Origin of the sequence: Sphingomonas sp. FUKUSWIS1 (assembly GCF_000733135.1) — a bacterium.
Taxonomy (GTDB): Bacteria; Pseudomonadota; Alphaproteobacteria; order Sphingomonadales; family Sphingomonadaceae; genus Sphingomonas; species Sphingomonas aerolata.
Window position 1 is genome coordinate 1 of record NZ_JPJC01000068.1, and the last position, 26002, is coordinate 26002.

Annotated in this window: 26 protein-coding genes, 1 tRNA gene and 2 pseudogenes; 16 read left to right on the top strand and 13 right to left on the bottom strand. The window is 66.3% G+C overall.

The annotated features are described in order from the left end of the window. The 6 genes from sphsw_RS05455 to sphsw_RS05480 form a co-directional block, all read right to left on the bottom strand. Window positions 1–189, bottom strand: a 189-nt coding sequence (locus sphsw_RS05455; RefSeq protein ID WP_042466619.1) for a hypothetical protein, incomplete at its 3' end; no start/stop codon positions are given. Beyond that, a complete protein-coding gene (locus tag sphsw_RS18280; protein WP_052380851.1) occupies window positions 186–1238 on the bottom strand; it encodes a 50S ribosomal protein L11 methyltransferase in 1053 nt (350 codons plus the stop codon). The genes sphsw_RS18280 and sphsw_RS05455, both read right to left, overlap by 4 nt. Next, window positions 1238–3202 (bottom strand): asparagine synthetase B family protein, encoded by a 1965-nt coding sequence (locus tag sphsw_RS05465; protein ID WP_037528632.1) that lies wholly within the window; start codon window positions 3200–3202, stop codon window positions 1238–1240. Before sphsw_RS05465 ends, sphsw_RS18280 begins: the two co-directional genes overlap by 1 nt. A gap of 37 nt (window positions 3203–3239) precedes the next feature. Further along, window positions 3240–3521, bottom strand: a complete 282-nt coding sequence (locus sphsw_RS05470) for a PqqD family peptide modification chaperone (protein ID WP_037528629.1) — start codon at window positions 3519–3521, stop codon at window positions 3240–3242. A gap of 880 nt (window positions 3522–4401) precedes the next feature. Then, window positions 4402–5322, bottom strand: a complete 921-nt coding sequence (locus sphsw_RS18285; protein WP_052380852.1) for a hypothetical protein — start codon at window positions 5320–5322, stop codon at window positions 4402–4404. Next, on the bottom strand, window positions 5319–7121 hold the full coding sequence (locus sphsw_RS05480; RefSeq protein ID WP_031439721.1) for an ABC transporter ATP-binding protein: 1803 nt from the start codon (window positions 7119–7121) through the stop codon (window positions 5319–5321). Before sphsw_RS05480 ends, sphsw_RS18285 begins: the two co-directional genes overlap by 4 nt. 366 nt (window positions 7122–7487) lie before the next feature. Between sphsw_RS05480 and sphsw_RS05485 the strand changes: the two genes are divergently transcribed. Together sphsw_RS05485 and sphsw_RS05490 are read left to right on the top strand one after the other, a co-directional pair. Continuing rightward, window positions 7488–7985: a PilZ domain-containing protein gene (locus sphsw_RS05485; RefSeq protein WP_081874162.1), complete on the top strand. Its 498-nt coding sequence runs from the start codon at window positions 7488–7490 to the stop codon at window positions 7983–7985. 217 nt (window positions 7986–8202) lie between these two features. Next, entirely contained in the window at window positions 8203–9984 is a 1782-nt protein-coding gene (locus sphsw_RS05490; RefSeq protein ID WP_031439723.1) for a hypothetical protein, read from the top strand. 40 nt (window positions 9985–10024) lie between these two features. On the opposite strand, the gene sphsw_RS05495 is transcribed toward sphsw_RS05490, so the two are convergent. Further along, a complete protein-coding gene (locus sphsw_RS05495; RefSeq protein WP_031439724.1) occupies window positions 10025–10948 on the bottom strand; it encodes an ABC transporter ATP-binding protein in 924 nt (307 codons plus the stop codon). A gap of 272 nt (window positions 10949–11220) precedes the next feature. Between sphsw_RS05495 and sphsw_RS05500 the strand changes: the two genes are divergently transcribed. Next, window positions 11221–11454, top strand: coding sequence for a zinc-finger domain-containing protein (locus tag sphsw_RS05500; RefSeq protein ID WP_031393477.1), 234 nt, complete (start codon window positions 11221–11223; stop codon window positions 11452–11454). An 18-nt stretch (window positions 11455–11472) separates the two neighbouring features. After that, complete coding sequence (gene tldD / locus sphsw_RS05505; protein ID WP_031439725.1) at window positions 11473–12903, top strand: metalloprotease TldD; 1431 nt, start codon at window positions 11473–11475, stop codon at window positions 12901–12903. A gap of 24 nt (window positions 12904–12927) precedes the next feature. Here the strand turns inward: tldD and sphsw_RS05510 are convergent, their stop codons facing one another. Then, window positions 12928–14130, bottom strand: a complete 1203-nt coding sequence (locus sphsw_RS05510) for a phospholipase D-like domain-containing protein (protein WP_042466623.1) — start codon at window positions 14128–14130, stop codon at window positions 12928–12930. Window positions 14131–14293: 163 nt separating this feature from the next. Here sphsw_RS05510 and rpoZ point away from each other — a divergent pair, with 163 nt between their 5' ends. Next, window positions 14294–14638, top strand: a complete 345-nt coding sequence (gene rpoZ, locus sphsw_RS05515) for a DNA-directed RNA polymerase subunit omega (protein ID WP_031439727.1) — start codon at window positions 14294–14296, stop codon at window positions 14636–14638. 425 nt (window positions 14639–15063) lie between these two features. On the opposite strand, the gene sphsw_RS05520 is transcribed toward rpoZ, so the two are convergent. Together sphsw_RS05520 and sphsw_RS05525 are read right to left on the bottom strand one after the other, a co-directional pair. Continuing rightward, window positions 15064–15744 carry an RlmE family RNA methyltransferase gene (locus tag sphsw_RS05520; protein WP_031439728.1) on the bottom strand — a complete coding sequence of 227 codons (681 nt, stop codon included), beginning with the start codon at window positions 15742–15744 and terminating at the stop codon, window positions 15064–15066. After that, window positions 15741–16760 (bottom strand): Ppx/GppA phosphatase family protein, encoded by a 1020-nt coding sequence (locus tag sphsw_RS05525; RefSeq protein ID WP_031439729.1) that lies wholly within the window; start codon window positions 16758–16760, stop codon window positions 15741–15743. The genes sphsw_RS05520 and sphsw_RS05525 overlap by 4 nt, the downstream gene beginning before the upstream one ends. Before the next feature lie 185 nt (window positions 16761–16945). Between sphsw_RS05525 and sphsw_RS05530 the strand changes: the two genes are divergently transcribed. Continuing rightward, a tRNA-Gln gene (locus sphsw_RS05530) sits at window positions 16946–17019 on the top strand. A 445-nt stretch (window positions 17020–17464) separates the two neighbouring features. Here the strand turns inward: sphsw_RS05530 and sphsw_RS18710 are convergent. Continuing rightward, a complete protein-coding gene (locus sphsw_RS18710) occupies window positions 17465–17935 on the bottom strand; it encodes a GFA family protein (RefSeq protein WP_081874163.1) in 471 nt (156 codons plus the stop codon). Window positions 17936–18176: 241 nt separating this feature from the next. Here sphsw_RS18710 and sphsw_RS05535 point away from each other — a divergent pair, with 241 nt between their 5' ends. The 5 genes and pseudogenes from sphsw_RS05535 (at window position 18177) to hisN (ending at window position 21541) form a co-directional block, all read left to right on the top strand. Then, window positions 18177–18611: a VOC family protein gene (locus sphsw_RS05535; protein ID WP_031439730.1), complete on the top strand. Its 435-nt coding sequence runs from the start codon at window positions 18177–18179 to the stop codon at window positions 18609–18611. A 206-nt stretch (window positions 18612–18817) separates the two neighbouring features. Next, window positions 18818–18982: pseudogene (locus sphsw_RS20870) on the top strand (HTH domain-containing protein); the annotation flags it as partial. A gap of 39 nt (window positions 18983–19021) precedes the next feature. Beyond that, the gene (locus sphsw_RS05540; RefSeq protein ID WP_235188293.1) at window positions 19022–19609 is read left to right on the top strand and encodes a DeoR/GlpR family DNA-binding transcription regulator; all 588 of its coding nucleotides are present in this window, start codon (window positions 19022–19024) and stop codon (window positions 19607–19609) included. 16 nt (window positions 19610–19625) lie between these two features. Continuing rightward, a complete protein-coding gene (locus tag sphsw_RS05545) occupies window positions 19626–20768 on the top strand; it encodes an MFS transporter (RefSeq protein WP_042466620.1) in 1143 nt (380 codons plus the stop codon). Then, window positions 20765–21541 (top strand): histidinol-phosphatase, encoded by a 777-nt coding sequence (gene hisN / locus sphsw_RS05550; RefSeq protein WP_031439733.1) that lies wholly within the window; start codon window positions 20765–20767, stop codon window positions 21539–21541. The genes sphsw_RS05545 and hisN overlap by 4 nt, the downstream gene beginning before the upstream one ends. Before the next feature lie 23 nt (window positions 21542–21564). Here the strand turns inward: hisN and sphsw_RS20290 are convergent, their stop codons facing one another. Further along, complete coding sequence (locus sphsw_RS20290; RefSeq protein WP_235188296.1) at window positions 21565–21732, bottom strand: hypothetical protein; 168 nt, start codon at window positions 21730–21732, stop codon at window positions 21565–21567. A gap of 53 nt (window positions 21733–21785) precedes the next feature. On the opposite strand from sphsw_RS20290, the gene sphsw_RS20295 reads away from it, so the two are divergent. Beyond that, window positions 21786–22139, top strand: coding sequence for an MmyB family transcriptional regulator (locus tag sphsw_RS20295; protein ID WP_235188295.1), 354 nt, complete (start codon window positions 21786–21788; stop codon window positions 22137–22139). Between the two features lie 81 nt (window positions 22140–22220). On the opposite strand, the gene sphsw_RS05560 is transcribed toward sphsw_RS20295, so the two are convergent. Beyond that, entirely contained in the window at window positions 22221–22733 is a 513-nt protein-coding gene (locus sphsw_RS05560; protein ID WP_320481761.1) for a TlpA family protein disulfide reductase, read from the bottom strand. A 139-nt stretch (window positions 22734–22872) separates the two neighbouring features. On the opposite strand from sphsw_RS05560, the gene argH reads away from it, so the two are divergent. The 4 genes and pseudogenes from argH to sphsw_RS05580 all read left to right on the top strand — a co-directional run. After that, window positions 22873–24240 (top strand): argininosuccinate lyase, encoded by a 1368-nt coding sequence (gene argH, locus sphsw_RS05565; RefSeq protein WP_031439736.1) that lies wholly within the window; start codon window positions 22873–22875, stop codon window positions 24238–24240. Further along, entirely contained in the window at window positions 24237–24488 is a 252-nt protein-coding gene (locus sphsw_RS05570; protein ID WP_031394336.1) for a hypothetical protein, read from the top strand. The genes argH and sphsw_RS05570 overlap by 4 nt, the downstream gene beginning before the upstream one ends. A gap of 12 nt (window positions 24489–24500) precedes the next feature. Continuing rightward, window positions 24501–25763: a diaminopimelate decarboxylase gene (gene lysA / locus sphsw_RS05575; protein WP_031439737.1), complete on the top strand. Its 1263-nt coding sequence runs from the start codon at window positions 24501–24503 to the stop codon at window positions 25761–25763. Beyond that, window positions 25760–26002 (top strand): annotated as a pseudogene (locus sphsw_RS05580) (siroheme synthase); the annotation flags it as partial. The gene lysA and the pseudogene sphsw_RS05580, both read left to right, overlap by 4 nt.

Consider the following 26002-nt stretch of genomic DNA (forward strand, 5'->3'; position numbering starts at 1 on the left):
TGGCCCGGGCGGGAGCGGGCGGGGCAGCGGGCGTGAGGCGATCCGGCCGAGCCGGGGCAGCGCCGCGTGGCGGATCAGCGGTGCGGAGACCGTCAGCAGGATGGTCGCCTCGGCGAGGGCGAACCGCTCCTCCCACGAAAAGCGGCCGAACTTGGTCCAGAATCCATCCTGGCGGCGTGGCACGATCATGCCTCCAGCCAGAACCATGGCACGTCGCGGTCGTGCCGGCCGCATATCACCACCGCCTGCCCGTCCGTGACGTCGAACGGCTCGACCGGCGTCACCTCGGTTTCGAACGCCCGCACGCCGGGATCGATCGTGTCGTAGACGATCCCCTCGGTCAGATGGAAGCGGATCCACTGGACGATCCCGTGCACCCGACCTGCGGTCGCGTGGACCGTGACGGCGTTGCGCGCCGCGGGGATCGGCGGGCCGGTAAAGTCCATGTCGAAGATCGCGACGCCATTCGAGCGAAGGTCGATCGCCCCCCGGTCCGGCGTATCATGGCTGACCGCGAGCTGGTTGAACGGGGTCATGTCGAAGCCGTCGACGATGCCCATCGCATAATCGGCGGGGCGGCGATGGGTGGCGAGCCCGACCATGATCTCGGCCCGGTACGGCATGATCACCGCGTCCGGCGTAAGCAGGCGCGCGCGCGCATCCTCGACCGTCCTCAGTCCACCCGCACCGATCAGGTTGTTCGCGAGATTATCCCACAGCAGTACATTGGCGGGCGCGGCCAGATCGACCCCGATCTGCAGATCGCGCGCGTCCTTCGGGACGATCGTCACGCGGTCCGCATAGCCGTTTTTGGCGACGACCGCGGATGCGGCCGCTGCAACCACGGAATCCCGCTCGCAGGCGATGACGCGCGCGGCACCGGCCCGGGCCGCGATCATCGCGAAGAGGCCGGTCCCGGCGCCGATATCGAGCAGCGTCGCGTCGGCCGGCATCACGCTGCGCAGCGCCTCGGCATAGAGCGCGTGGCGATCATCGTCCTGCACCATCGTGAAATACCATTTGCCGACCCCGGCCGATCGAATCCGGCGCGCCTGTGCTGCGATCTCGCGATCATCGGGGGCGAGCGCCACCGCAGCGTCGCACAACCGTCGCGCGGTTTGCGTCAGGCCGCGGGGCAGCAGGAGAGTCAGGGCCAGCGCGACCATCGCATCGGGCCGGCCGTCGACAGCCGCGATCAGCCGCTGAATACCCGGATCGAGACGATCGTCCGCGGTCATCAATAATTGCTCCCGGCGGTCCGACGCATGTGGCTGGCCAGTGCGACGGCGTGCAGCAGATTCTCGCGATAGGCGATCTCATAGGCGATATCCGTCCAAAGCGGTGAATCGGCGGGCGGCATGTCGTCGACCAGCTTCTGGAGCCGGTCGACATCCATCGTCCCGGCGGTCTGATCGAACATCTTCATCCGGTCGATCTCGTCGCGCAGCCGGTCGCGCGAGGCGACGAGCGCGACGGGCCAGTCGGCGCCCTGATAGCCGCGCAGCCGGGTATCGAGCACGCTCGGCGGTGCCTTGCCCCGCATGGCCCCGCGCAGGATCGCGCGGGGCTCGCCGCCCCAGGCCCAGCGTTCGACCGGCACGCGCAGCGCCCATTCGACGAGGCGTCGGTCGGCAAGCGGATCGCGGACGTCGATCCTGAACTCCGCCAGCATTGCCTTGAAAAAACTGCCGTCCTCATTGCCGGCCACCATGCGCAGATTGGCGCCGACAGGATCGGTGCCGTACCGCATCGCGTCGGACAGGTCCGCCGCATGCGCCGGGTCGATCGTCGGGTTCTCCGCGGCGATGCGCGCCTCGACCCGGGCGAGCGTCTCAGGGAGCAGCGGGATGGCGGTGGCGACCGACGGCATCACGATGCCCCGGGCGCGCATCACCCGTTTCCACAGCGATACGGGCAACAACGGGCCGATCGTGTTCCAGCCGACGCCCGGCCAGCGCATCCACCCCGACCGGACCAGCCCCCGGCCGAGCCGCGCCCAGGCGAGCAACCGTCCGCGTCGCGCCAGCGACGGCAGCGCCGCGACGCCCGATGCGCTGATCGAAAGATTGCCCATCGTGCCCTCGAGCAGGACCCGGATGCCGCGGCGCTGCACCGCTGCGTTGATCGCGTCGACCCACACCATGTTGCACAGATTGGGGATCGGCTCGGGATAGAGATCGACGGTGCGGTCGAGCGCCGCGAGCGTCGGAGCATCGCTGCGGATCACGACATGTTCGACATTGGGATACATCGCCGCGGTTTCGGCAGCGAGCGCGCTTTCGTCGGAGAAATGATGCGTCTGGTAGGTCTGCGGCGTGTGATGCGGGGCCGCGGTATAGGCGACAATCCGCTTCGGCGTATCCGCGAGAAGCCGCGCCGCCGTCACGACGACCGTCGTCGAATCGAACCCGCCCGAGAGATGCGCGGCGATCTCGTCGCCCGCGCCGCGCAGCGTCGCCGTGACCGCGGCGTCGAGCCGGGTGAGCATCTGGGTCTCATAGTCGCGCTGCGTCTGGCGTCGCAACGGCGTCAGATCAGGTTTCCAATAGGCGTGCGTCGTCGCCCCTTGTGCGGTGAATACGCCATAATATCCCGGCATGATGCGCGAGATACCGGCCATCGGCGTGCGATCCGGCGAAAGCGGCGCGCGGCGGAACAGGCGTAGATATTGGTCCTCGTCCGCCGCGCGTGGGACGATGCCGAGCGCGTGCAGCGCGTCGGGCATCGAGGCAAAGGCGAGCGTGCCGTCCTCGGCGCGCAGATAATAAAGCGGGCGTTTGCCGATGAAGTCGCGCGCGAGCAGCAGCCGCTGGTCCTGCGTGTCCCAGGCGGCGATCGCGAACCAGCCATAGAGGCGGTCGAACGCGCCCTCGCCCCAATGTTCGAGCGCATCGGCGACCAGCATCGCATCGGACAGTGCCGCTGCCGACCCGCCCGAATGGCCGAGTTCGCGTTCCAGCTCCGCACGCTCGGTAAGATGCACGTCCGCGACCACTGCATAGCGGCGGTCGCGGGCATGGATCGGGGCGACGAACCGGTCCTCGTCGAGCAGGAAGGTGTGACGCGCGCCCAGCGCGATCGTCCCCCCCCGCCAGATTTCGTGCGCGTCGCGGCCATAGCGGGCCAGCACCGTACCCATGCGGTCGGCATCGGCATCGACGTCCCGGTCGGACCAGTGCGTCAGGCCATAGATCGCTGTCACGCCATGCGCTCCCGATCGATGCGCGTGCCTCCGCGGATCAGGCGGATATCGCCAACTCCGCCGCGAGCAGTTCGAGGATCAGATCGAGCGTCTGCTCCTCGGCGGTCGCCTGGTCGACGTCATATTCGTCCACGAGAATCGCGCTGATCGCTCGCGCGGACATGGGGGCATCGATCAGGCCCCAGATGCGCGTACCGACCTCGTTGAGGCCGTAGCAAACGCCCTTATTGATATCGAGCGCGACCAGTTGCCCGTCAATCTCCGCCGTTGCCGCCGATGTGCTGCGGCGGACCGGCGTATCCAAATCTGCACGAGCCAAACAGAATTCCCATGCTTCTTGAAGCGTTTCGCAGGCCGTCCGCGGAGGCGGCGCGCCTGGCGGGCCGATCGATGCCCAACAAAAAATCGCGCGGCATTACCGCCGCGCGATTTCCCGTGCCTGTTCAGGACTGAAGATCAGGATGGGCCCATCTGACGACGAAACTGGTCGCGGTTATAGGGCTGTCCAGCATTCTCGGCATCTGCTGCGTCCATGCGAACAAGTGCAGGGCGCTGCCATGTCTTGCGAGTCTTGACCATATCGATACCCCTTGTAGCATTTGCTGTATCGGCGGCATGTCGATCAGCTTCCGGCTTTCGCAATAATTGCATAAACGGCCCAAAAGGCGTGAATAGTTTTCCTTACCATTTATGAATTCGCGGCTCGTATGTATGATCGTGGCGACTTGTTACCCGTCAACCAACCGGATTTGCTTGAAGAATCACGGTGACGTGATCGAGCGGCGGTGAAAGACGGCGAAATCATGCATCGTCATTATCGAACCGGAGCGCGAGTTCAGCGTGGTTCGGAGCCGGGGGACCGCACATTCAAGGGCGCGGCACCGCTATGATCGTGACTGGGTTCCCGAGGTCAACGCGCCCCGGTGCGCTTCGTCGACCCACCGGGACTGTGGAATCAAGACGGGCCCATCTGGCGGTGATAATAGTCCCGATTATACATCAGTGATGCGCTCTCGGCATCGGCGGCATCCATGCGAACAAGTACTGGACGCTGCCATGTCTTGCGATGCTGTGTCATGACTAATTCCCAAAGATCGTGTTTCAATGCGGTTTAAGCTAATACTTCTTGTTGCCCGGTCGTCGCACAGATCATCGGAATCATCGCAACCGTTTTGCTTACAATGGCAGCATTGCGTCCCTTATTGGGTCATCTTCACGCCGAGTAGATGGGCTTCGGCAAGGGCGGCATCTTCGATGACGTTCTGCAGCCCCCATCGTCGATTGAATCGGAAAAGGGGAACGCTACGGATCAGCGCCATCGATTCGGCCAGATAGCCCGGCGCGCGGCCAAGGAGGTCGGCGATGCGGCGGCGATAGATGTTTGCCGTCACCGCATTGGCAGCCTCGAGCCCCTGCAGACGGTGGATGCCCGGCGGCGCATCCTCGTCGGCCTGACGCAGATGATAGATGGCGGCGACGGGATAGCGGCGATCCTCGGCGGCGCGCGACATCGCGACCTCGAACTTGTCCTCATACCAGGGAATGCGGGTGACCTCCGCGCCTTCCCGGCCGAGTGCCGTGAGCGATTCGATCCAGAGCTTGAGCCGTGGGATTCCCGGGGTGGCCGAAAACCGGCCCTCCGCATCCGCTGCGATCGCACACAGATCGTCGGTGAGGAGGGGATAGCCGCGCGCTTCGAACACCGCGGCCAGCGTCGACTTGCCTGCGCCGGAATCCCCGCAGAACAGATAGGCCCTGCCGTCATGGACGATCGCGTTGCAATGCAGCGGCAGCAGCGCGCGCTGATGGAGCAGTGCCCCCAGCGCGGTCCCCAGGAGATAGGGTGGCATGTGTTCCGCCGGGATGCCGGCCCGCGCCTCGTAGATGATGCGCGCACCCCCCGTCACGTCGAACCAGCCGCACTCGGGCACGGACAAGCGCAACGAGTCGGCGTTGATCTCGACCCGCATATCGTCGACGGCGACCCCCGGATCGGGGCGTGCCGGGGTGCCGCGTCGGATATCGACATCGGGCTGCTGTGCCGCGATGCGGTTCGCGGCAAGCGACCCGAGCGGGATGTCCGAGCGAAACACCAGTCCGAACGCGCGATAGAAATTCACGATGCCCCCTGCGTCTGTCCGGCGTGCGGCGCCGCGGCGGTCGCATCGTCGCGCTCGACCGCGACCAGCCGCGATCGCATCGTTTCGAACGATCCCTGTGCAACGACGCGCCCGGCATCGAACAGGAGGATCCGGTCACACCGGCGTAGGCTTTCGAGCCGGTGCGCGATCATCAGGATGGTCGTGTCGGGACACGCCTCGCGCAGCCGGTGAAGAATGATCTGTTCACCATCGATGTCGATCGCGTTGGTGGCCTCGTCGAGGATCAGCAATTGCGGATCGCGCAACACCGCGCGGGCGAGTGCTAGCCGCTGGCGTTCGCCCCCGGAGATCAGGCTGCCGCGTTCGCCGACCCAGGTGGCGAGCCCCTCGGGCAGTCGTGCGAGCAGGTCGTCCGCGTCGGCGATCCATAGCGCCCGTGCGATCGCCGCATCGCTCGCGCCCGGGTTGGACCAGAGCAGGTTCTCGCGAATGCTCGCATGGCGCATGAACGGATCCTGCGCGACATAGGCGAGCCGGTCGCGCCAGGCGCTGTGGTTCGCCAGCGTGACGGGGGTGCCGTTGAGCAGGATGCGCCCAGCCTGCGGGTGGTAGAGGCCGACGAGCAGGTCCGCGAAACTGGTCTTGCCCGCGCCCGATCGCCCCGCCACGCCCAGAAACTCGCCGCGCCGGAGTTCCAGATCGAGCGCGTCGACGCCGGAACCCGCGCCGTCGGCCCCGCGCGGGTGACGATAGCCGACCCGGTCGAACGACAGGACCTCCAGCGCCGGCAGGATCGCGTCGGTCGCAAGACCGCGATCGCTGGCGAGTTCGGCCTCCAGCTCGCGAATCTGCGCATAGGCCGGCAGCGCGCGAACGACCTCGAGCGCCTGGGTCTGCAGCGCCTGCGCTGGTCCGGCCATCCGCGACAGGATCAGCAGCAGCGCGACCAGCGTCGGGACGGGGACTGCGACCACGCCCAGTCCGATCCCGGCGATCCCGCCCGCCATCACGATGCCCGCCACCGTCATGCGGAGCCGCGATCGGTTTTCCCGCGCGACGAAGGTCAGCTCGGCCTGGACCGAGTCGGTCATGGCGTTCGAAAAATCGGCGACGAACCGGGGGGCCAGGTTCTGGCTCATCGCGAGCTTGAGGGCCCCGAGAAACTGGCCGACTTCGTTCACCATCATCAGATTGGCATCGGTCACGCTGTCGCCGACCTGTCTGGCGGCGCGGAACAAGGGGGCACTGAGCAGCGCGCCCGTCGCGACGAACAGGACCGCGAGCAGCGTGAGCAGCGGGCTGAGCAGCATCGAGATGGTCAGCTGCACCGTCAATGTGATCGCCGCCACGATGGACTGGACGAGCCCGATCGCAGCTTGGCCGAGCCGCTGGATGTCGCTTCCGAGGATACGATTGACCCGGGCATGCCGCAGCCCGACGATCGCACTCCAGGGTGCTGCCCCCAGGCGTTCGATCAGCCTGATCTGCAGCGAGGACAGGAATTCCAGCTCCAGCCGGATGACCGCGCTCTGCCGGATCGAGATCAGCGCGGCGCGCACGAGCATGAGCACGGCAAAGGCCGAGAGCACGAGCGTGATCTGCTCCGGGCGGCTGTCGAGATGCAGCCGGGCGAGCAGTGTGGACCAGTGTCCGCGAGCGCCCGTCCCCCCGGCAATCTGGAGAAGTGGAATGATGAGGACGAGGCCAAGCGCCTCGACCAGGCCGGCAATCGCGACGAGCAGGCCCGTCGCGAGCGACGCGCGCGGCTTGAACAGGCAGAATGCGATGACGAAGGCCCGTGCTTCCTGCCAATTCACAAGGTCATGCCCGTACCGTCGTGATGCGCAGCGCGATCCCCGAGGCGGCGCCATAGGCCGTCGGATCGATGCTGGCGATGTCATGCCGATGCGCGTCGATCGGGGAGCTTGGGGTATCTGTCATCGGCACACCATATAGTCTTTCCGCCTAAGGCAGTGTGCAATGATCAGCAATGACGCGGGTCATTATTGGACGTTTCAGCGTTAATCTCTGAGGTTATTGTTTAAGAAAACAAATGTTGATTTGCTAAGCATCTGTATAATGGCATTTGTTAGGGGGTTAACTGCAAAAATGATGATGCCGGACTGCGCTGATAATCTTGTGTTAAGAGCCGCGACTTATACGGCCCTTAACCTGGAGGACCGATGTCACTCACCGCAACCATGCAGATCATGCCCATCGATGCGCTGACGATGCGCGAAAGCCGTGCCACACGGCGCGTCGTCTCCGCCGACAGCACATTACGGCTCATGCCGGGTGTCGCGCATGACGTGATCGTCGAGGATTTCTCGACGACAGGGTGCCGTCTGCGGTCCTCGATCCCGATGACTGTGGGGACGCGCCTGCGTCTCGCGCTCAGCGGCGGCGGTGCTACCGTCGAGGCAGATGTCGTCCGTCTCGCACCTGGCGGCTATGGATGTGTCTTCGCGGTGCCCATTCCGGCAGAGACGTTCGCAAAGGCATTTTCCGGCCAGACGATCGTCCACGCGATGTTCGAAAAGGACCCGGCGGTGCATGACGCACCCGTGGCTGAGTCCATGCCCGACATCACACCCTGGCCGCGACCCGTGCGCGCCTTCGTCATGGTCGGGTGCGGGGTCGGTGCCTGGGTGCTGCTCGGACTGGTCGTTGGCTGGCTCTGACCAGCGATCCCGAGATATCAGTACTTAGATCGGCAAAACTGCTGTTTGCCAGTAGTTTGGCAGTGATATTCGTCCGAAATGCTGCTCGAACACGATATTCAATCCAAAAAATGCCGACTTCATCCATTTTAGACTCATCTGTTCTACAAGTGGGGTAGGAAAAGTGCAGCGATTCGTCGTGAGGGCGACGGGCATGTTTGGCGCGGGGGGCGTTCGAATGCAGGCGAAACTAGCGGCCGGTCTGGCAGCGGCGACGTTGTTGTACGGGGTCACGGCATTTGCGATCGGCGCGAGCGGCGCATCTGTGTCCGACCCGGCGATCACGGTCGTCTCGACATCCGCGACGGCGTCTCAACCGGCGAGTGGCCAGCAGGCCCCGGGCGTGACGACCGGCACTGCGGCGACGAGCGCTTTGCCGAGCGAGACCGGGTTCGCGTTCGGCGTGCAGACTCATTTCAGCCAGGGATGGAGCCCGGCATGGCTCGATCTCACGACACCGCTCGCGACCAAATCCGTGCGCGATACGGTCAACTGGGCCAGTGTCGAGCGGACGGCGGGCGTGTACGACTTTTCCGGTACCCCGGTTCAGACGCTCGCCACATTTTGCGGACGCGGCGGTGCGCTGACGCTCACGATCACGCCCAAGAACGCGCTCTACGACGGCGGGCGGATGGTGTCGTCCGCGGCGGGCCGGACCGCCTATGCGAATTATATCGCCGCGCTGCTGACGCGGTTCGGATCCTGTGTCGTGGCGATCGAGGTCGGCAACGAAGTCAACAGTGCCGGCGCGCTCGATTATCCGGCCGGCGTCGACAAGTTCCGCGCCTATGTCGACATGCTGCGGGTCCTCTATGCCCGGGTGAAGCCCGCCAACCCGCAGGTCGCGATCCTCGGTGGATCGACCAACGTGATCGGGACGGGGTTCCTGACCTCGCTGTTCGCGGTCGGCATGCTCGACGTGATCGACGGCGTCGCGGTCCATCCCTATCGCCCCGATGCCGAGGGGATTGATTTCGAGATTGCCAATCTCAACGCCGCCATGAGCCGCTACGGGACGCCAAAGCCGATCTGGGCGACGGAATTTAGCTTCGGATATGCCGATACGCGGCGCGCCTCGGCCGGTTTGGTGAAATCGGTCGTCGAGCTCTATGCCGCCGGCGTCCGGCATGCGTCCTGGTACGCGCTCGTCGAACAGACTCATTTTCCGTATATGGGGCTGTTTACCGGATCGCTGATCAAGCCGCAGGGCAGGGCCTATCGCAACGTCATCGATTCGCTGTTGCCATACGGTCAGCCGGTGCGGGTCGATACCGGGGACCAGCCGTTCAACCTCTACCGGATCGGTGCCGATCGCTGGGTCGTATGGGGGCTGCGCGGCACGATCAGCTTCACCGGCGGTGTTGTTCGCGACATGTACGGGGTGGCCTTGCCTGCTGGCCCGGTCAAGATCGGATCCGAGCCGCTGATCGTCAGCGGGGCCACCGGCTATACGATCACCGCGTCGCAGGTCGTTGCCGACACGATGCTGCAATATGGCAGCGGATCCTGGAGCTACTGGCGTCGCGACAAGGCGAATGTCGATACCCGGCTCGGCGTGTTCGACACCGATTTCGCGAGCCATTTCGGCGATCGCTGGTCCAAGCCGCTGCGCATCAACAATACCACCGCCGCACCGGCAGGCGATGGCGCGAACCCGATCCGCGCGGTGATCCGCTATACCGCGCCGCGCGCGATGCAGGTCGAACTGTCCGCCTGTTTCAGCAAGGCAAATACGGGCGACGGCGTCGATTACCGCATCACCCGCAATGGCGTGACCGTCGCCTCGGGAATCGTCGTCGACACCGCCACGGTCAACGGGGTCAAGTTCGGCCTCGAAATCGGCGATAAGGTCGATCTCGTGTTCGGCCCCAACCAGACCTATGGCAGCGACTCCTTCTTCTACCGCGCCACGCTGAGCAACCGTGGCCAGGGCACGACGGTGGTCTGCCCCACGGCGTGAACCGAACCGGCCCCGGCACTGCGCCCGGTGCCGTGCGCGCTCAGGCGTTGGCGGCGCGGGTGAGGCTGAGGAACACGTCCTCGAGATCGGGTTCCTTGGTCGAGACGTCGACGATCCCGAAACCGCCCGACTGGACCGCGGCGAGCACTTCGCCGGCGTTGACGCGGTCCTTGGCATAGGTGATTTCGAGCGTGCGCGTGCCCTTGAGCGAGATTTTCTGGAAGCAGGCGTTCGCCGGGACCATGCCGACATCGCGGTCGACGGTGACGGCGACGATCTTTTCCTGCGCCTTGCCGACGAGTTCGCGGGTCGGTTCGTTGGCGATCAGGCGGCCGTTGTTGATGATCGCGATCCGGTCGCAGAGCTCTTCGGCTTCCTCAAGATAATGCGTCGTCAGGATCACCGTGACGCCGGCGGCATTGAGGCTGCGGACATAGGTCCAGAGCTGCTGGCGCAGTTCGATGTCGACGCCCGCGGTCGGCTCGTCGAGCACGAGCACGGGGGGCGAATGGACCATCGCCTTGGCCACCATCAGACGCCGCTTCATGCCGCCCGACAGCGTGCGCGCATAGGCGTGCGCCTTGTCCTCCAGATGCACCGCGCGGAGCAGCTCCATCGTCCGGCGCTTCGCCTTGGGCACGCCGTACAGCCCGGCCTGGATCTCGAGCGTCTCGAACGGCGAGAAGAATGGGTCGAACAGGATCTCCTGGTTGACGATGCCGATCGACGCCTTGGCGTTGCGCGGGTGGGCGTCAATGTCGAAGCCCCAGATCGCGGCGCTGCCGTCAGTCTTGTTGACGAGCCCCGCCAGGATGTTGATCAGCGTCGACTTGCCCGCACCGTTCGGACCGAGCAGCCCGAAGATCTGGCCGCGCGGGACGTCGAACGTCACCCCGTCCAGCGCGCGCTTGCCGCCCGCATAGGTTTTGCAGAGATTGGTGATGGCGATCGCGGCTTCGGTCATGGTCGCGGCATAGCGGGGCGGGAAGGGCGGGTCATCCCCTCGGGCGTTGCAAAGAAGATTTGTTCACGCGGAGGCGCGGAGGCGCGGAGATGTCGCATCCAGCCTGTCGGTCGGAAGACCCACTCCCTGTTCCGCCATTCCTGATGTGAAGGTCGCTTCGCGACAAGCGCAACACCTCCGCGCCTCCGCGCCTCCGCGTGAACAAATTCTTCCTTCCTATCACCACCGAAGAACCAATTGCCCGCCCCGCCCGCGCTTGCTATCGCGCCCGCATGCATCCGCCGCTCGAAACCACCCGCGTCACCCACGCCCGCGTCGCCTGCGACGGCGCCACCGACATTCCCGGCGGTGCAGCGCTCGGCCATCCGCGCGTGTGGCTGCAGATCGACGAGACCGGCTATGTCGATTGCGGCTATTGCGATCGGCGCTTTATCCTGGTCGGCGGGGCCGCCGATGGCGCGGACCAGTCGACATTGCGCGACCATGGGGATGGCGCAGGGCGCTAAGCCGCTTATATCTATCGGATGACGATAGCTGCAGACCCCCGCTCGTTCCTCTACCGCGACACGCTCGACCCCGAGCAGGCGCAGGCGCTGACCGCCAAGGCGCTCGCTAAGGCCGATGACGGCGAACTCTATCTCCAGTACCGCAAGGCGGAGGCGTTCGGCTTCGACGACGGCCGGCTGAAGACCGCCTCCTATGACACCAGCTCGGGCTTCGGCCTGCGCGCGGTGTCGGGCGAGATGACCGCGTTCGCGCATTCGAACGAGATGACCCCCGCCGCGATCCGCCGCGCCGCCGAAACGATGGCGCTGATCGAGCCGGGCGTTGCCGCCAAGGCCGGCCCGCCCCAGGGCACCAACCGCCACCGCTACACCGCCGCCGACCCGCTCGACCTCGTGCCGTTCGCGGACAAGGTGAACCTCTGCCAGACGATCGACGCCGCCGCGCGCGCGCGCGATCCGCGCGTGGCGCAGGTGTCGGTCAGCCTGTCGGGGACATGGTCGGTGGTCGAGATCGTCCGCGCCGACGGCTTCATCGCGACCGACGTGCGACCGCTGGTGCGGCTCAACGTGTCGATCGTCGCCGAGCAGAATGGTCGTCGCGAGACGGGCAGCTACGGCATCGGCGGCCGCTATCTCTATACCGACCTCTTCGAGCCCGAGACGTACAACCGGGCGATCGACGAGGCGCTGTCGCAGGCGCTGGTCAATCTCGAGTCGATCGCGGCGCCCGCCGGCGAGATGACCGTGCTGCTCGGCAATGGCTGGCCCGGCATCCTGCTGCACGAAGCGATCGGTCACGGACTCGAGGGCGATTTCAACCGCAAGGGCACGTCGGCGTTTTCGGGCCGCATCGGCGAGCGCGTCGCGGCCGAGGGCGTGACCGTGGTCGACGACGGATCGCTCCAGGATCGCCGCGGCTCGCTGACGATCGACGACGAGGGTACGCCGACGCGCGAGACGGTGCTGATCGAGGACGGGATCCTCAAGGGCTATATGCAGGACCGGCTCAACGCACGGCTGATGGGCGTCGAGGCGACCGGCAATGGCCGCCGTGAAAGCTATGCCCACGCGCCGATGCCGCGGATGACCAACACCTTCATGAAGGCGGGCAACGACGATCCCGCCGAGCTGTTGAGCCGCGTCAAGAAGGGCATCTTCGCCAAGGCGTTCGGCGGCGGGCAGGTCGACATCGTGTCGGGCAAGTTCGTGTTCAGCTGCACCGAGGCGTATCTGGTCGAGGACGGCAAGCTCGGTGCGCCGATCAAGGGCGCGACGCTGATCGGCGACGGCCCCAGCTCGCTGACCAAGGTGCGCGGGATCGGCAACGACTTCGCGCTCGACGAGGGCATCGGGATGTGCGGCAAGGGCGGGCAGTCGGTGCCGGCGGGCGTCGGCCAGCCGACGCTGCTGGTCGACGGCCTGACGGTCGGCGGCACGGCGGCGCAGTAACGGGCGCCGCCGTTCAGCGGCGTCCTAGTCCTCGATCCCGAAGTTCAATCCGCGCGAGACATTGGGGTCGACGACCGCGACCACGAAATAGGCGCCGAACTGCTTCACGCGCTGCAGCCAGCCGGTCTTTGCCTTGTAGAGCGCCGGCGTGATCTCGGTCGACGCGGCGATTTCGGCGTCGACATAGCGGCGGACATGCGCGGCGAAACCGGGATCCTCGATCCGGATCATCAGCTCCATGTTGATGAACAGGCTGCGCATGTCGAAGTTGGCGGAGCCGATATGGACCGCGTCGTCGATGACATACAATTTGGTGTGCAGCTTGGTCGGCTGATATTCGAAGACGTGCACGCCCTTGCGCAACAGTCCGGCATAGGTGAACCGCGCGGCGGCGATTGTCGCGTTGTTGTCCGATTTCGCGGCGGTGACGATGCGCACGCGGTCGGTGCGACGCCCGGCACGATCGAGCCTGCGCAACATTGTCGGGCTTGGCGTGAAATAGCCGGCGATGATGTCGATCCGCGTCGCCCGGCGCATGTCGTCGCGGACCGCCCGCGCCCAAGGTGACAGCCGCCGCGTCGGTCCGCCGATCAGCCAGCGTGTCGGCCCCTGCGTCTCGCTATAGCGGCGCAGCGCATGGTTCAGTTTGCGCAGCTTGCCCTTGGGCTGGTGGATCCAGCTGCTCAACGCATCGAAATAGCCCGTCAGCCGCCCCGCGGCCGGGCCTTCGATCAGCAGGCCGAGATCGCGCCAGGCATTGTCGGCAATCGTGCCGAAATAGTCATCCTCGACGTTGAAGCCGCCGACGATGATCCGCGCGTCGTCCCGTTCGCCGTCCGCCAGCGCAAGCTTCTGGTGATTGCGCAGCAGATATCGCCGACCGAATCGTGCGGAGAACCGGCACACCGCGATTCCGGCGGCTTCGAGCGGGTCGAAGAAATCGGCGCTCGCCGCATCGTCGCTGCCAAAGCCGTCGACGATCAGCGCGACCGTCACGCCGCGTTTCGCCGCCGCGATCATCGCCGCGTTCACGCGCTGGCCGGCATCGTCGTCGGCGTAGATGTAATAGAGGATTCGCAGCGACTGCCGCGCGCCGTCGATCAGCCCGATCAGCGCCGTCAGGCGTTCGGGGCCCGCCTCGAGCAGCTTCAGCCGGTTGCCATCGACGGTGAAGACCGACTCCGCCGCCTGCGGGGCCGTGATGCGATCGAGCTCGGGGGCGGGCATGGTCATGGCCGGGGGTAGTGGACATAGCATCGGGCCGATGCAACCCTGCGGCGGGGCGACACGGGGTAGCGCGGGACGCCCACCGGCAAAATCTTGACTTTGTGGCGCAGTGTGGGTAGGCGCCTTTGTTCTCCCTATCGGTGTTTGTTGCGAAGGAAGCGTCATGGCGCGCGTTACCGTCGAAGATTGTGTCGACAAGATCCCCAACCGGTTCGACCTGGTGCTGTTCGCAGCGCAGCGTGCGCGGCAGATCTCGGGCGGCGCCGAACTGACGCTCGACCGCGATCGCGACAAGAACCCGGTGGTCGCGCTGCGCGAGATCGCCGACGAGAACGTCAAGCCAGCGCATCTCAAGGAATCGGTCATCCAGGGCCTGCAGAAGGTTCGTGTCGACGATGACGACGAGGTCGATGCCGTCGGCAGCCTCGCGGCATCGGCCGAGGCGCTGCGCCTCACCGCCGCCGCCCCGCCGCGCAACCAGAATCTGGGTGCCGATTACGAGGGTTGATCGCACGGACGTGGAGCGGCGCGAGCCGGGCCATGTTGTGATCTGACCCTGATCGGTTTCCGGCGAACGATGCTTCGGCATCGCTTGGTTGGTGTGATTGAAAGGCTCGTGGACCTGAAGGTCCGCGGGCCTTTTCTTTGCGGGTGTCGTTGGGGGTGAGGCGGGGGGTAACGGGGGCGGTTCGCATTCGCCGTCCCGATGGCCACCGGTCGCAACCCTCATACCGGTCGCCACCCCGACACCGGTCGCCATCCCACACCGTGCGTCACCGCCCGCACCGTGCGTCACCGCCCGCACCGTGCGTCACCGCCCGCACCGTTCGCCACCCCCCACACCGTTCGCCCTGAGCGTAGTCGAAGGGCATGGGACTCAAGGTGCTTCGACTACGCTCAGCACGAACGGGGTAGGCCGGGTCGATCGGTGGATCAGCCCTCCCGATCGACCGATCGCCCCTTAAACCCCTGCGCCACCACGAACCACTCGACCGACCCCTTGCGGCTCGCCGGCGGCTTGGCGTGCTTCACGCTGGTGAAGTTGCGCTTCATCTCGGCGACCAGCGCGGAATCGGCGCCGCCTGCGAACACCTTCGAGACGAAGGTCCCGCCCTTTTCCAACACGTCACAGGCGAAATCGAGTGCCGCCTCGACCAGCGCCATCGTCCTGAGCGCGTCGGTCTGCGGATGGCCGACCGTATTCGCCGCCATGTCCGACAACACCAGGTCGGGCGCGCCGCCGAGCGCGTCGATCAGCATTGCGGGCGCCGCGTCGTCCATGAAATCCATCTGGAAGATCGTCACACCGTCGATCGGATCGACCGGCAGCAGGTCGATGCCGACCACCGCCGCCTTGGGCAGGCGGCGCTTGATCACCTGTGCCCAGCCACCCGGCGCGATGCCGAGATCGATGACGCGCTTCGACCCCTTGATGACCTCGAACCGTTCGTCGAGCTCGGTCAGCTTGTACGCCGCGCGGCTGCGATAGCCCTCGGCCTTGGCGCGCTTCACATAGGGGTCGTTCAGCTGGCGCTCGAGCCAGCGCGTCGACTGCGCGGTCCGCTTGCGTGCGGTAAGGACGCGGGTGTGCCCGCCCGATCCGCCGCGACTCATGGCCTGGGGCTCCCCATCAGGCGGCGCAATATGCCCTCGCGAATGCCGCGGTCGGCGATGCCGAGCCGTTCGGCGGGCCAGATGTCCATGATCGTCTCCAATATCGCGCAGCCCGCGACCACCAGGTCGGCGCGCTCGTTTCCGATGCAGGCGAGCTTCGCCCGTTCCTCGATCGCCATGTGCGACAAGTCCGCGCTGATCCGCCGCATCGCGCTGGCGGGCACGATCAGCCCGTCGACCTCCGACCGGTCATAATGGCTGAGCCCGAGATGCACGCTGCCCAGCGTCGTCACGGTGCCGCTGGTACCGAGCAGTCGGGGGCGCTCGACGTCGAGCGGCAGCCGCGCGGCGAACGGCGCGATGCTGTCCGCGACGACCTGGCGCATCCGCGCATAGGCTGCGCGCCGGCCCGCCTCGCCCTTGCCGCCGCCCGCATGTTCGGTCAGCGACACGACGCCCCAGGGGGCGGAATGCCAGTCGAGCACGGTCGGGATCGGCGTCGACGTATCGACCAGCACAAGCTCGGTCGAACCGCCGCCGATGTCGAAGATCAGTGCGGGGTCGTTGCCGGGTTCGATCAGCGCATGGCAGCCGAGCACGGCCAGCCGCGCCTCTTCCTCCGCGGTGATGATGTCGAGATGGATACCCGTCTCGGCAAGCGCGCGGGCGATGAAGGCGGGGCCGTTGCGCGCCTGGCGACAGGCTTCGGTCGCGACCGAGCGCGCCAGCGTGACGTTGCGACGCTTCAGCTTGTCCGAACACACGCGCAGTGCGGCGATCGTGCGCTCGATCGCGGCGTCGCTCAGCTGCCCGGTGGACGCGAGCCCTTCGCCGAGCCGGACGATCCGCGAGAACGCGTCGATCACCGCGAATCCGCCGGCCTGCGGGCGCGCGATCAGCAATCTGCAATTGTTGGTGCCGAGATCCAGCGCGGCAAACGCCTGCGCATCGGCCCACCGCCCTCGACCGGGCCGGGTCGCCGCCGGACGGGCAGGACCAGCCTGCCGGGACGGCATTCGGGCGGAAACATCCCCCATCGCCGTAAAACTCACTATCTATATCTGCCGCCGCGGGAAAATACCCGCCCGGTGCTTGGCGACGAATGTAGCGCAGCGCGGCGATTACGCAAGCGACGTGGCGAATTGGCACCATCAGGGCGTTGACACGGCGCAAACCCCCGCTTAGATCGCGCCCTCGCTGATGCCCCGTCGTCTAATGGTAAGACTGCGGTTTCTGATACCGCCTATTGAGGTTCGAATCCTCACGGGGCATCCAGCGCTTCACCCTTCGACGCCGAGACCGAACCTCTATGACAGAGGTATGCGACGGCGTGCCGTCCTTTGGGATCGGCCGGGTGCAGTTCTGCCGCATAGTTGCTGATGCCCCATTTGTGGGTTTGGACCATCGCTGCGGACTCAGCGGTGGTCTGGCTTTGCAGTCTTGGGGCGTTCCGTGGCGGCTTTGTCGGTGTTCGGGCGGCACAGGCGGGTCAGAGGCTGGCACGCTATGCCCGGGTTCGAGCAACGCTGCTTCCCATCGGTCGTCGTGCAAGCGCGGCATTCGCGGCGTGTATCGATGCATCCTTGCGGTGATGCGAGCAAGAGCGCCAACATGAGAACCATCGTCGTGTCCTTACGTCTCGGGAAGTGTCGGCAGATTGCAGGCGCATGCGCTGCTGCGTCAAGCGACGGATCGGAGCCGCAAGAAAGCGGACTGCGGTCTATGTCTTCGGTGGCCACGCAACGGTATCATGGTCAGGATGCTGGAGAGACACAATTCCTGCCAGATGCGCCGCCGCTCGTGGCTCATCTAGCGGGTGTTCGGGGAGATTCGCCAATGCCTGAAAGTCGGCGATGCGCTCGGACGACGCGAGCTGTTCAGTCAGATGGACCAGGCGCGGTTCGTCCATGGCACCAAGCGTGAAACTGATGCTTCCCTCACCATATTCGAAGGTGAGCGGCGTGCCACAATCCCGGCAAAACCCACGACGAGCCTTGTTCGAACTCTGAAAATGACCCGGCTGACCGCGGGTCCAGGTCACGGCAGACAAGGGCGCGCCGACATAAGGCCCGAACAGTCCGCCCGTTGCCTTCTGGCACATTCGACAATGGCAGATGGAGGCGTCTTCCAGATCGGCGTCAATCCGGAACCGCACCGCGCCACACTGACATCCCCCAGTGCTGGTCATCATCGCTCGAGAATTTCATATCGGCCGACCATTCGCAATGGGGACGACGCGGAATATTCGAGGCGGTGCGGCAAGCGGAACGGCAGCATCTGAGGGGGCGTAGCTAGTCACACCGAATGCGGCGTCCTTGCCGACGATCAAGGCACTTTGGGAAGCGCGACGAACCCAGTCAAGCTTGCGGAGCGACGATTTTGCCGGGCATGATCTGATAAGACAACGAGCAGCAATCTGGTGGAGAGATCCGATGGCAGACGCTTCCAATTGGCTCCTTGATCATACCGGCATCGGTGTCACTGACATCGTTCGATCTGCGCGGTTCTACGAAGCAGCACTTCGCCCCCTCGGGGCTAAAATCGTCATGCGGATCAACGCGACTATGGGGCTGGCCAACGATGGGGACGCCGACCTGGCAGGCGTCGCTTTCGGTACCGAATATCCCGCGTTCTGGCTCGATGTTTTCCATCCAACCGGCGCGAGGCAACACACGGCGTTCCGCGCTACATCGCGCGAAGCTGTCGAAGACTTTTACAGCCATGGGCTGGCTGCGGGAGGGGTGGATAACGGCGCACCCGGTCTGCGTTCGGATGGCTATCCCGAGGGTTACTATGCAGCCTTCATGTATGATCCCGACGGAAACAATATTGAGGCTGTGTACCGGGAGTCGAGAGGGGTGACCTGAGGCGCTTACCCCGTCCCGATCGGAAGCCCCTAACAGGACAGCGGCTTCGCCCGAGAGCCGGCAGGCTTGTACGCTTCCCGATCTGCCATCCGCGAGATGGGACATGGGCAGTCGTCAGTCTCACCGATGTGGACACGATGCCCGATCATGCATGATTGATCGATAACTATCTTGTTTATGCACGGTGTGAGGGCTAGGAACAGCGGATGCCCAATGACATCCCGTCCAGCCGTCGCGATACGATCCTTGCCCGTCTATCCCTGGGCGAACCGGTTCATGCTGGTGCGCTTGCCAAGGAGTTCGGCGTTTCCGAGGATGCGATCCGGCGGGATCTGCGGGGTCTTGCCGCGGAGGGCCTGTGTCGCCGCGTCTATGGCGGCGCCTTGCCCGTCGTCGAAGGGGCGAGGCCGATGGCCGAGCGTGTCGGCGAGGATGTGCACAGCAAGCGGGCGCTGGCTGACGCCGCCGTTCGGGTCATCGAACCGAGCAGCCTTGTTTTCATGGACAATGGCAGTTCCAATCTCGCCCTTGTCCAGACGCTGCCGTCCTATCGCAATCTGACCATCGCAACGAGTTCGGTGACGATCGCCGCGGCGCTCCAGCATCGCGACGACATCGATCTGCTGGTGGTGGGGGGCATGATCGACCGGATGGTCGGTGGTGCCGTCGATGGTACGGCGCTCGAGGCGATCGCGCGGCTCAATATCGACCTGTGTGTCCTCGGCGCGTGCGCGGTTTCCGCCAAGGGGGGCGTCAGTGCCTATGACCCGGCCGACGCCAGTTTCAAGCGTGCGCTGACCGCGCGCAGTCGCAGCACGATCGTCCTCGCGACGAACGACAAGCTCGGCCAGCACGCCCCGCACAGGGTCCTCGGCGTCGATGCCCTTACGCAGATCGTCGTCGAGCACGACGCTGATGCCGACCTTGTGCGCGATCTGACGAAAGCGGGCGCCACCATCGCGCGTGCCGACCCGCAAGACCCGCGCGGCCAGCGCTGATCCAAGGATATCCGCAGTGACGATTCAAAATTCCAGGGCGCGCCTTGCGACGCGCCTGGCCTTCCTCGTGTCCGGCTTCGGGCTCGCCTGTTGGGCGCCGCTCGTTCCACTTGCCAAGCAGAGGCTGGCGATCGGGGACGGATCGCTCGGGCTGCTGCTGCTGTGTCTCGGTCTCGGCTCGGTGGGCGCGATGCAGCTTGCGGGGCCGCTGACATCGAAGCTCGGCGCGCGACCGGCGATCCTTGTCGGCGGCATCGGGCAGGCGATCCTGCTGCCCTTCCTCGCCTTTGCGCCCACGGTGCCGACCATGGCGGTCGCGCTGCTGCTGTTCGGCGCATTCCTCGGCGTAATCGAAGTCGGCATGAACGTGCACGCGGTCGAAGTGGAGAAGCAGGCCGGCACGCCGCTGATGTCCGGGTTTCACGGGTTGTTCAGCGTCGGCGGCTTCGTCGGATCGGCGCTGCTGACCGCCGTCCTGTCGTTGAAGATCAGTCCGGTCGCCGGGGTCGTCGCAGCATCGGTCCTGATGATCGCGACGCTCGCATTGGCCGCGCCCCGGCTCATCCCGACCCCCAGGACCGAGGAGGCCCCGCTGGTCGTGATCCCGCGCGGGATCGTGGTGCTGCTCGCGGCGCTCGCGGCGATCACCTTCCTGACCGAAGGCGCGATGCTCGACTGGGGGGCGTTGCTGTTGAGCGGCAAGGGCCTGTTGCCGGTCACGCAGGCAGGGCTCGGCTACAGCGTCTTTGCGGTGGCGATGACCGCCGGCCGGCTGACCGGCGACGCGATCGTCGCCAGGCTCGGGGATCGGCGGACGATGCTGTGGGGCGGGCTGCTCTCGCTGCTCGGCTATGGCGTCATGCTGCTCGCGCCGGTCGCACCGGTCGCGCTCCTGGGGTTCCTGCTGATCGGTCTCGGTTCGTCGAACGTCGTGCCCATCCTGTTCCGCCAGGCTGGCAAGCAGACCGTCATGCCCGCGGGCCTCGCGATCGCCGCGGTCACGACGATCGGTTACGCGGGCATCCTCGCCGGTCCCGCCGTGATCGGCTTTGTCGCGCACGGCATCGGCCTGCCCGCCGCCTTCTGGCTGCTCACCGCGCTTCTGTGTCTCGTGCCGCTGTGCGCTAAGGCCGCCACCGCCAACGGGCGTCGATCATGATCCTTCCCGACACTGCCTTCCTGCATCGCCTTGCCGACCTTGCTGATGCCGAGACGATGCCCCGCTACCGTACCGACATCGCGGTCGATGCCAAGGTGAAGGAGGGGTACAGCTTCGACCCCGTGACCGAGGCGGACCGGGAGGCGGAAGTCGCGATCCGCGCCGAGATCGGTGCGCATTTCCCCGACCATGCCATCCTCGGCGAGGAATTCGGGCTGACGGGCAGCGGGCGTGTTCGATGGGTGCTCGATCCGGTCGACGGCACCCGCCCGTTCATCTGTGGCCTGCCCGTCTGGGGGACGTTGATCGGGCTGACGGTCGACGGCCGGGCCGAGCTGGGGATGATGAGCCAGCCCTTCACCCGCGAACGCTTCTGGGCGGATCGCGACGGCGCGTGGACCGAGCGGGACGGTGTGCGCCGACCGCTGGCGACGCGCGACGTCGGCAGCCTCGATCGCGCGATCCTGCACACCACCTCGCCCGAGCATTTCGGCGACGACCTCGCGCCCGGTTTCGCACGGTTGAAGGCGGCTGTGCGGATGATCCGTTATGGTGGCGAATGCTATGCGATGGCGATGATCGCGGCAGGCCGGATCGACCTCGCGATCGAGCCCTCGCTCCAGCCCTATGAAATCGTCGCGCTGATCCCGATCATCGAGCGCGCGGGCGGTGTCGTCACGCGGCTCGACGGAGGGGGGGCGGAGGAAGGCGGCGCGGTGCTGGTCGCCGCGACTCCGGCACTCCATGCCGAAGCGTTGCGGATCCTGGGATGACCGCTTCCTCGCCGCCCATGGTTTCAGGGCTTTGCCGTCATCGCGCGGATGTCGGCGTGCAGCGTCGGCCCGTCGGGGTTCCAGCCCAGCCGCTCGCGGGTCAGCGCGCTCGACGCCGACATGTCCTTCGACACGAAGGCAGCGAGCCAGCCGAAATGCGCGCCGGCTTCGTCTGCGCTTACCGACGTCACGGGTAGGCCGAAGGTTTCGCCGATCGTCTCGGCGATCGCGCGGTAGGGAATCGCTGTTCGAGGTCGGCCAGTTCGTCACCGAGCTGTGCGCGACCAGTCCCGAATTCGCGGCTTTATGGGCGGACAATGACGTGCGCTTCCACGGCGAGGGCACCAAGCGGCTGCACCACCCCGTTCTGGGCGCGATGGAGTTAGAATATTCGGGCTTTGCGGTCGATGGTCGTCCGGACCTGGGGAAGATCGTCTACAACCCGGTCGATCCCGATATGGCCGATCGCATCCGCGCGATACTCGGGCTAGTCAGCAAGCAGCCAGCAGGAGTTTTGTATCTGGCGTCGGATGTTCAGCAAGATCCCGATGGCGAGATGAGGCGCACGGACGAGATGCAGAACAAGGTACACGCGTGATACGGGGTACGCTTGCCCTGCATGCCGACGACGCGCCCGTCCAGCTTTCGCGGCAAAGCGGTGCGTCGTCGTGCGGGGCGTTCAGCGGGCTTCGGCGATCAGCTTTGCGGCGGCGGGGGTGTTCCATTCATAGCCGCCCAGCATTCGCCAGACTTCGCGCCCGTCCGAATCGTAGAGGATCGTGGTCGGCAGGTTCGCCTGATAGGCGATGCTGAGCGAGGCCTTGGAGTCGAGATAGGGTTTCAGCGTCGTGAACGCCTTTTGCGCGAAGAACGGCGTGACCTTCTCGGCACCCTGAAGGTCCTGGCTGACCGCGATGACCTGGACCTTGTCCTTCAGGCTGCCCGCGACCGCATCGAGCGTTGGCATCTCGGCGACGCAGGGCGCGCACCAGGTCGCCCACAGGTTGAGCAGCAGCGGCTTGCCCTCGAAGCTGGCGAGCGTGACGGACTTTCCATCGGGGGCGGTGAAGCTTGACGTCGGCCCCGTCTCGCCCTTGTGGCTGCGGTCGATCTTGTCGACCGGGGCGACGGGGGTGCCGGTCGCTTCGTCGGGCGAGGCCGCGACTTCGTCCGATGCGGCGCCATTGCCCATCGCGGCGCCTGCCGCGTTTGCTTGCTCCGGAGCCGGCGATTTCCTATCGCAGCCCGCAATCAGCATTGCGCTACCCAGGAGACAGACGATCGACGCCCTTGAGAGCAGAGAAGGGGAGGACATGGACGGCTCCAATGCGATGTGGGGTGGACGCTTCGCCGAGGGTCCGGCCGCGGTCATGCGGGAGATAAACGCCTCGATCCCCTTCGACAAGCGACTGTGGAAGCAGGACATCGCCGGCTCCAAGGCGCATGTCGCGATGCTCGGCGCGCAGGGTATCGTCTCGCCCGACGACGCCGCGACGATCGCCGCGGGTCTCGACCGGGTTGCGGCGCACTATGCCGCCAATGGCGTCGCCGAGGACCTCGTCCTCGAGGATATCCATATGCAGACCGAGGCGCGGCTGGCCGAGGCGATCGGTCCGGTCGCGGGGCGTCTGCACACCGCGCGGTCGCGCAACGACCAGGTCGCGACCGATTTCCGGCTCTGGGTCCGCGATGCGATCGACCAGGTGCTGGCGGCGCTCGGCGGATTCCAGGCGGCGCTGCTCGTGCGGGCCGAGGAGCATGCCGCGAGCGTCATGCCGGGGTTCACGCATCTGCAATCCGCGCAGCCGGTGACGCTCGGCCATCACCTGATGGCGTATCACGCGATGATCGCGCGCGACGTCAGCCGGTTCGCCGATGCACGCGTGCGGATGAACCGCTCGCCGCTTGGCTCGGCGGCGCTGGCGGGGACGGGGTTCCCGATCGACCGCGAAATGACCGCGCATGCGCTCGGCTTCGACGGGCCGATGACCAACTCGCTCGACGGGGTCAGCGACCGCGACTTCGCGCTCGATTACCTCGTCGCGGCCACGCAGTGCGCGTTGCATCTGTCGCGGCTGGCGGAGGAGTTCGTGCTCTGGGCGTCGCAGCCCTTCGGCTTCGTCGCGCTCAGTGACCAGTGGTCGACGGGCAGCTCGATCATGCCGCAGAAGCGCAATCCCGATGCCGCCGAGCTCGTGCGCGGGCATTCGGGGCGGATCATGGGCTGCATGACCGCGCTGATGGTGACGATGAAGGGCCTGCCGCTCGCCTATTCGAAGGACATGCAGGACGACAAGCCGCCCGTGTTCGAGGCGCATGACCTGCTCGCGCTGTCGATCGCGGCGATGACCGGGATGGTCGAGAGCGCGACGTTCCGGACCGAGCGGATGCGCGCGGTGGCCGAGGCGGGCTTTGCGACCGCGACGGACCTTGCCGACTGGCTGGTGCGCGAGGCGGGGCTGCCGTTCCGCGAGGCGCATCACGTGACCGGGCGTGCGGTGAAACGCGCGGAGGATCTGGGCATCACGCTCGACGCTTTGTCGATCGGGGATCTGAAAGCGATCGATGCGCGGATCGACGACCGGGTGTACGGCGTCTTGTCGGTCGATGCGTCGGTCGCCAGCCGGACCAGCTTCGGCGGCACCGCGCCCGACAATGTTCGCGCCGCGATCCGCGCCGCACGGGAGACGAGCGAATGACACGCCTGATCCTTCTCGCCGGGCTGACCCTGTCGGGTCTGTCGCTGACCGCCTGCGGGGCGGCTGACGGGCTCGAACCCGCGCCCGGCAAATCGCTGCCGGTCGCGCCTTACGGGGCGAAGACGACACCGACGCCGACCGCGCTGCTGACGCCGACGCCGCAGCAGCGCCCCGAACGCAGTGATGAATTGCTCACCAGCTCGCGCGAGCGGCGGAGCGACGAATTCAACCTGCCGCCTTCCAACTGATCACAGGCCAGCATGGACCATTTCCACTATCGCGACGGCGTCCTTCATGTCGAGGACGTCGCGCTTTCCGCGATCGCCGAGGCGGTCGGGACGCCCGTCTATGTCTATTCGACCGCGACGTTCCGCCGTCACGCGCAGGTGTTCCGCGACGCGCTGAAAGGCGCGGGGCGTGTGCATCTGGCCTATGCGATCAAGGCCAATCCGAACGTCGCGGTGCTGCGCGTCCTGGCCGATGAGGGCTACGGCGCGGACGTGGTGTCGGCGGGCGAGATGGCGCGCGCGCTGGCGGCGGGTATCCCCGCGTCGGACATCGTGTTTTCGGGCGTCGGCAAGACCCGCGACGAGCTCGCCCGCGCGCTTGATGCCGGGATCGGCCAGTTCAACCTCGAGCTCGAGGAGGAGGGCGAGGTGCTCGCCGCACTCGCCCGCGATCGCGGCATTCGTGCACCGGCGGTGCTGCGCGTGAACCCCGATGTCGATGCCGGCACACACGCCAAGATTTCGACCGGGCGTAAGGAGAACAAGTTCGGCGTGCCGATCGACCAGGCGCCGGCGATGTTCGACCGGTTGTCGGAGCATGAGGGGCTCGATCTGCGCGGGGTGGCGATCCATATCGGCAGCCAGCTCGCGGATCTCGCCCCGCTCGAGGCGGCCTATGCGCGGATCGGCGAACTCGTCGCCGAACTACGCGCGGCGGGGCACGTCATCAGCCGGGTCGATCTGGGCGGCGGTCTCGGCGTACCGTACAAGCCCGACGACGTGCTGCCGAGCCCGGCCGACTATGGCGCGATGGTCGCGCGTGCGACCGCGGGCTGGGACGTCGAGCTGATGTTCGAGCCGGGGCGCGTGATCGCAGGGAACGCCGGCGTTCTGCTGACCAAGGTCATCTGGGTGAAGCCCGGCGTGACCAACCCCTATGTGATCGTCGATGCGGCGATGAACGACCTCGCGCGTGTCGCGATGTACGACGCCTATCACGACTTCGTCGCGGTGGAGCCGGGCGGCGAGCGGATGACCGCGAACATCGCCGGGCCGGTCTGCGAGACCGGCGACACCTTCGCGATGGGGCGCGACATCGACGTCGTGAAGTCGGGCGATCTGGGCGTGTTCCGCACCGCAGGCGCGTACGGCGCGACGATGGCGTCGACCTATAACAGCCGCGCCCTAGTGCCCGAGGTGCTGGTCGATGGCGACCGGTTCGCGGTGGTCGCCGACCGGATCGAGCCCGAGACGATTCTGGCGGCCGAGCGCGTGCCCGAATGGCTCAAGCGGTGAGCCTGCACAGCCTGCCGCTGTTCGTGCGGCTGGCGGGCCGCCCGGTCATCCTGCTGGGCGAGGGCGAGGCGGCGGACGCGAAACGCCGGCTGCTCGACCGCGCCGGCGCTCACGTCGTCACCGATGAGGCCGCCATGGCCGCGCTGGCGATCGTCGCGATCGACGACGAGGCGGAGGCGCTCGCGGCGGTCGCGCGGCTGAAGGCGCGCGGTGTGCTCGTCAACGCGGTCGACCGGTCC

What these genes read in the sequence shown, in the direction of transcription:
- sphsw_RS05510 (WP_042466623.1), bottom strand. Translation starts at nt 14,130, where the DNA reads ATGCCCGCCCCCGAGCTCGATCGCATCACGGCCCCGCAGGCGGCGGAG.
- rpoZ (WP_031439727.1), top strand. Translation starts at nt 14,294, where the DNA reads ATGGCGCGCGTTACCGTCGAAGATTGTGTCGACAAGATCCCCAACCGG.
- tldD (WP_031439725.1), top strand. Translation starts at nt 11,473, where the DNA reads ATGACGATAGCTGCAGACCCCCGCTCGTTCCTCTACCGCGACACGCTC.
- sphsw_RS05540 (WP_235188293.1), top strand. Translation starts at nt 19,022, where the DNA reads ATGGCCGAGCGTGTCGGCGAGGATGTGCACAGCAAGCGGGCGCTGGCT.
- sphsw_RS05500 (WP_031393477.1), top strand. Translation starts at nt 11,221, where the DNA reads ATGCATCCGCCGCTCGAAACCACCCGCGTCACCCACGCCCGCGTCGCC.
- sphsw_RS05535 (WP_031439730.1), top strand. Translation starts at nt 18,177, where the DNA reads ATGGCAGACGCTTCCAATTGGCTCCTTGATCATACCGGCATCGGTGTC.
- argH (WP_031439736.1), top strand. Translation starts at nt 22,873, where the DNA reads ATGTGGGGTGGACGCTTCGCCGAGGGTCCGGCCGCGGTCATGCGGGAG.
- sphsw_RS18710 (WP_081874163.1), bottom strand. Translation starts at nt 17,935, where the DNA reads ATGATGACCAGCACTGGGGGATGTCAGTGTGGCGCGGTGCGGTTCCGG.
- sphsw_RS05490 (WP_031439723.1), top strand. Translation starts at nt 8,203, where the DNA reads ATGCAGGCGAAACTAGCGGCCGGTCTGGCAGCGGCGACGTTGTTGTAC.
- hisN (WP_031439733.1), top strand. Translation starts at nt 20,765, where the DNA reads ATGATCCTTCCCGACACTGCCTTCCTGCATCGCCTTGCCGACCTTGCT.
- sphsw_RS05520 (WP_031439728.1), bottom strand. Translation starts at nt 15,744, where the DNA reads ATGAGTCGCGGCGGATCGGGCGGGCACACCCGCGTCCTTACCGCACGC.
- sphsw_RS05570 (WP_031394336.1), top strand. Translation starts at nt 24,237, where the DNA reads ATGACACGCCTGATCCTTCTCGCCGGGCTGACCCTGTCGGGTCTGTCG.
- lysA (WP_031439737.1), top strand. Translation starts at nt 24,501, where the DNA reads ATGGACCATTTCCACTATCGCGACGGCGTCCTTCATGTCGAGGACGTC.
- sphsw_RS18280 (WP_052380851.1), bottom strand. Translation starts at nt 1,238, where the DNA reads ATGACCGCGGACGATCGTCTCGATCCGGGTATTCAGCGGCTGATCGCG.
- sphsw_RS05485 (WP_081874162.1), top strand. Translation starts at nt 7,488, where the DNA reads ATGTCACTCACCGCAACCATGCAGATCATGCCCATCGATGCGCTGACG.
- sphsw_RS05560 (WP_320481761.1), bottom strand. Translation starts at nt 22,733, where the DNA reads ATGGGCAATGGCGCCGCATCGGACGAAGTCGCGGCCTCGCCCGACGAA.
- sphsw_RS05495 (WP_031439724.1), bottom strand. Translation starts at nt 10,948, where the DNA reads ATGACCGAAGCCGCGATCGCCATCACCAATCTCTGCAAAACCTATGCG.
- sphsw_RS05525 (WP_031439729.1), bottom strand. Translation starts at nt 16,760, where the DNA reads ATGCCGTCCCGGCAGGCTGGTCCTGCCCGTCCGGCGGCGACCCGGCCC.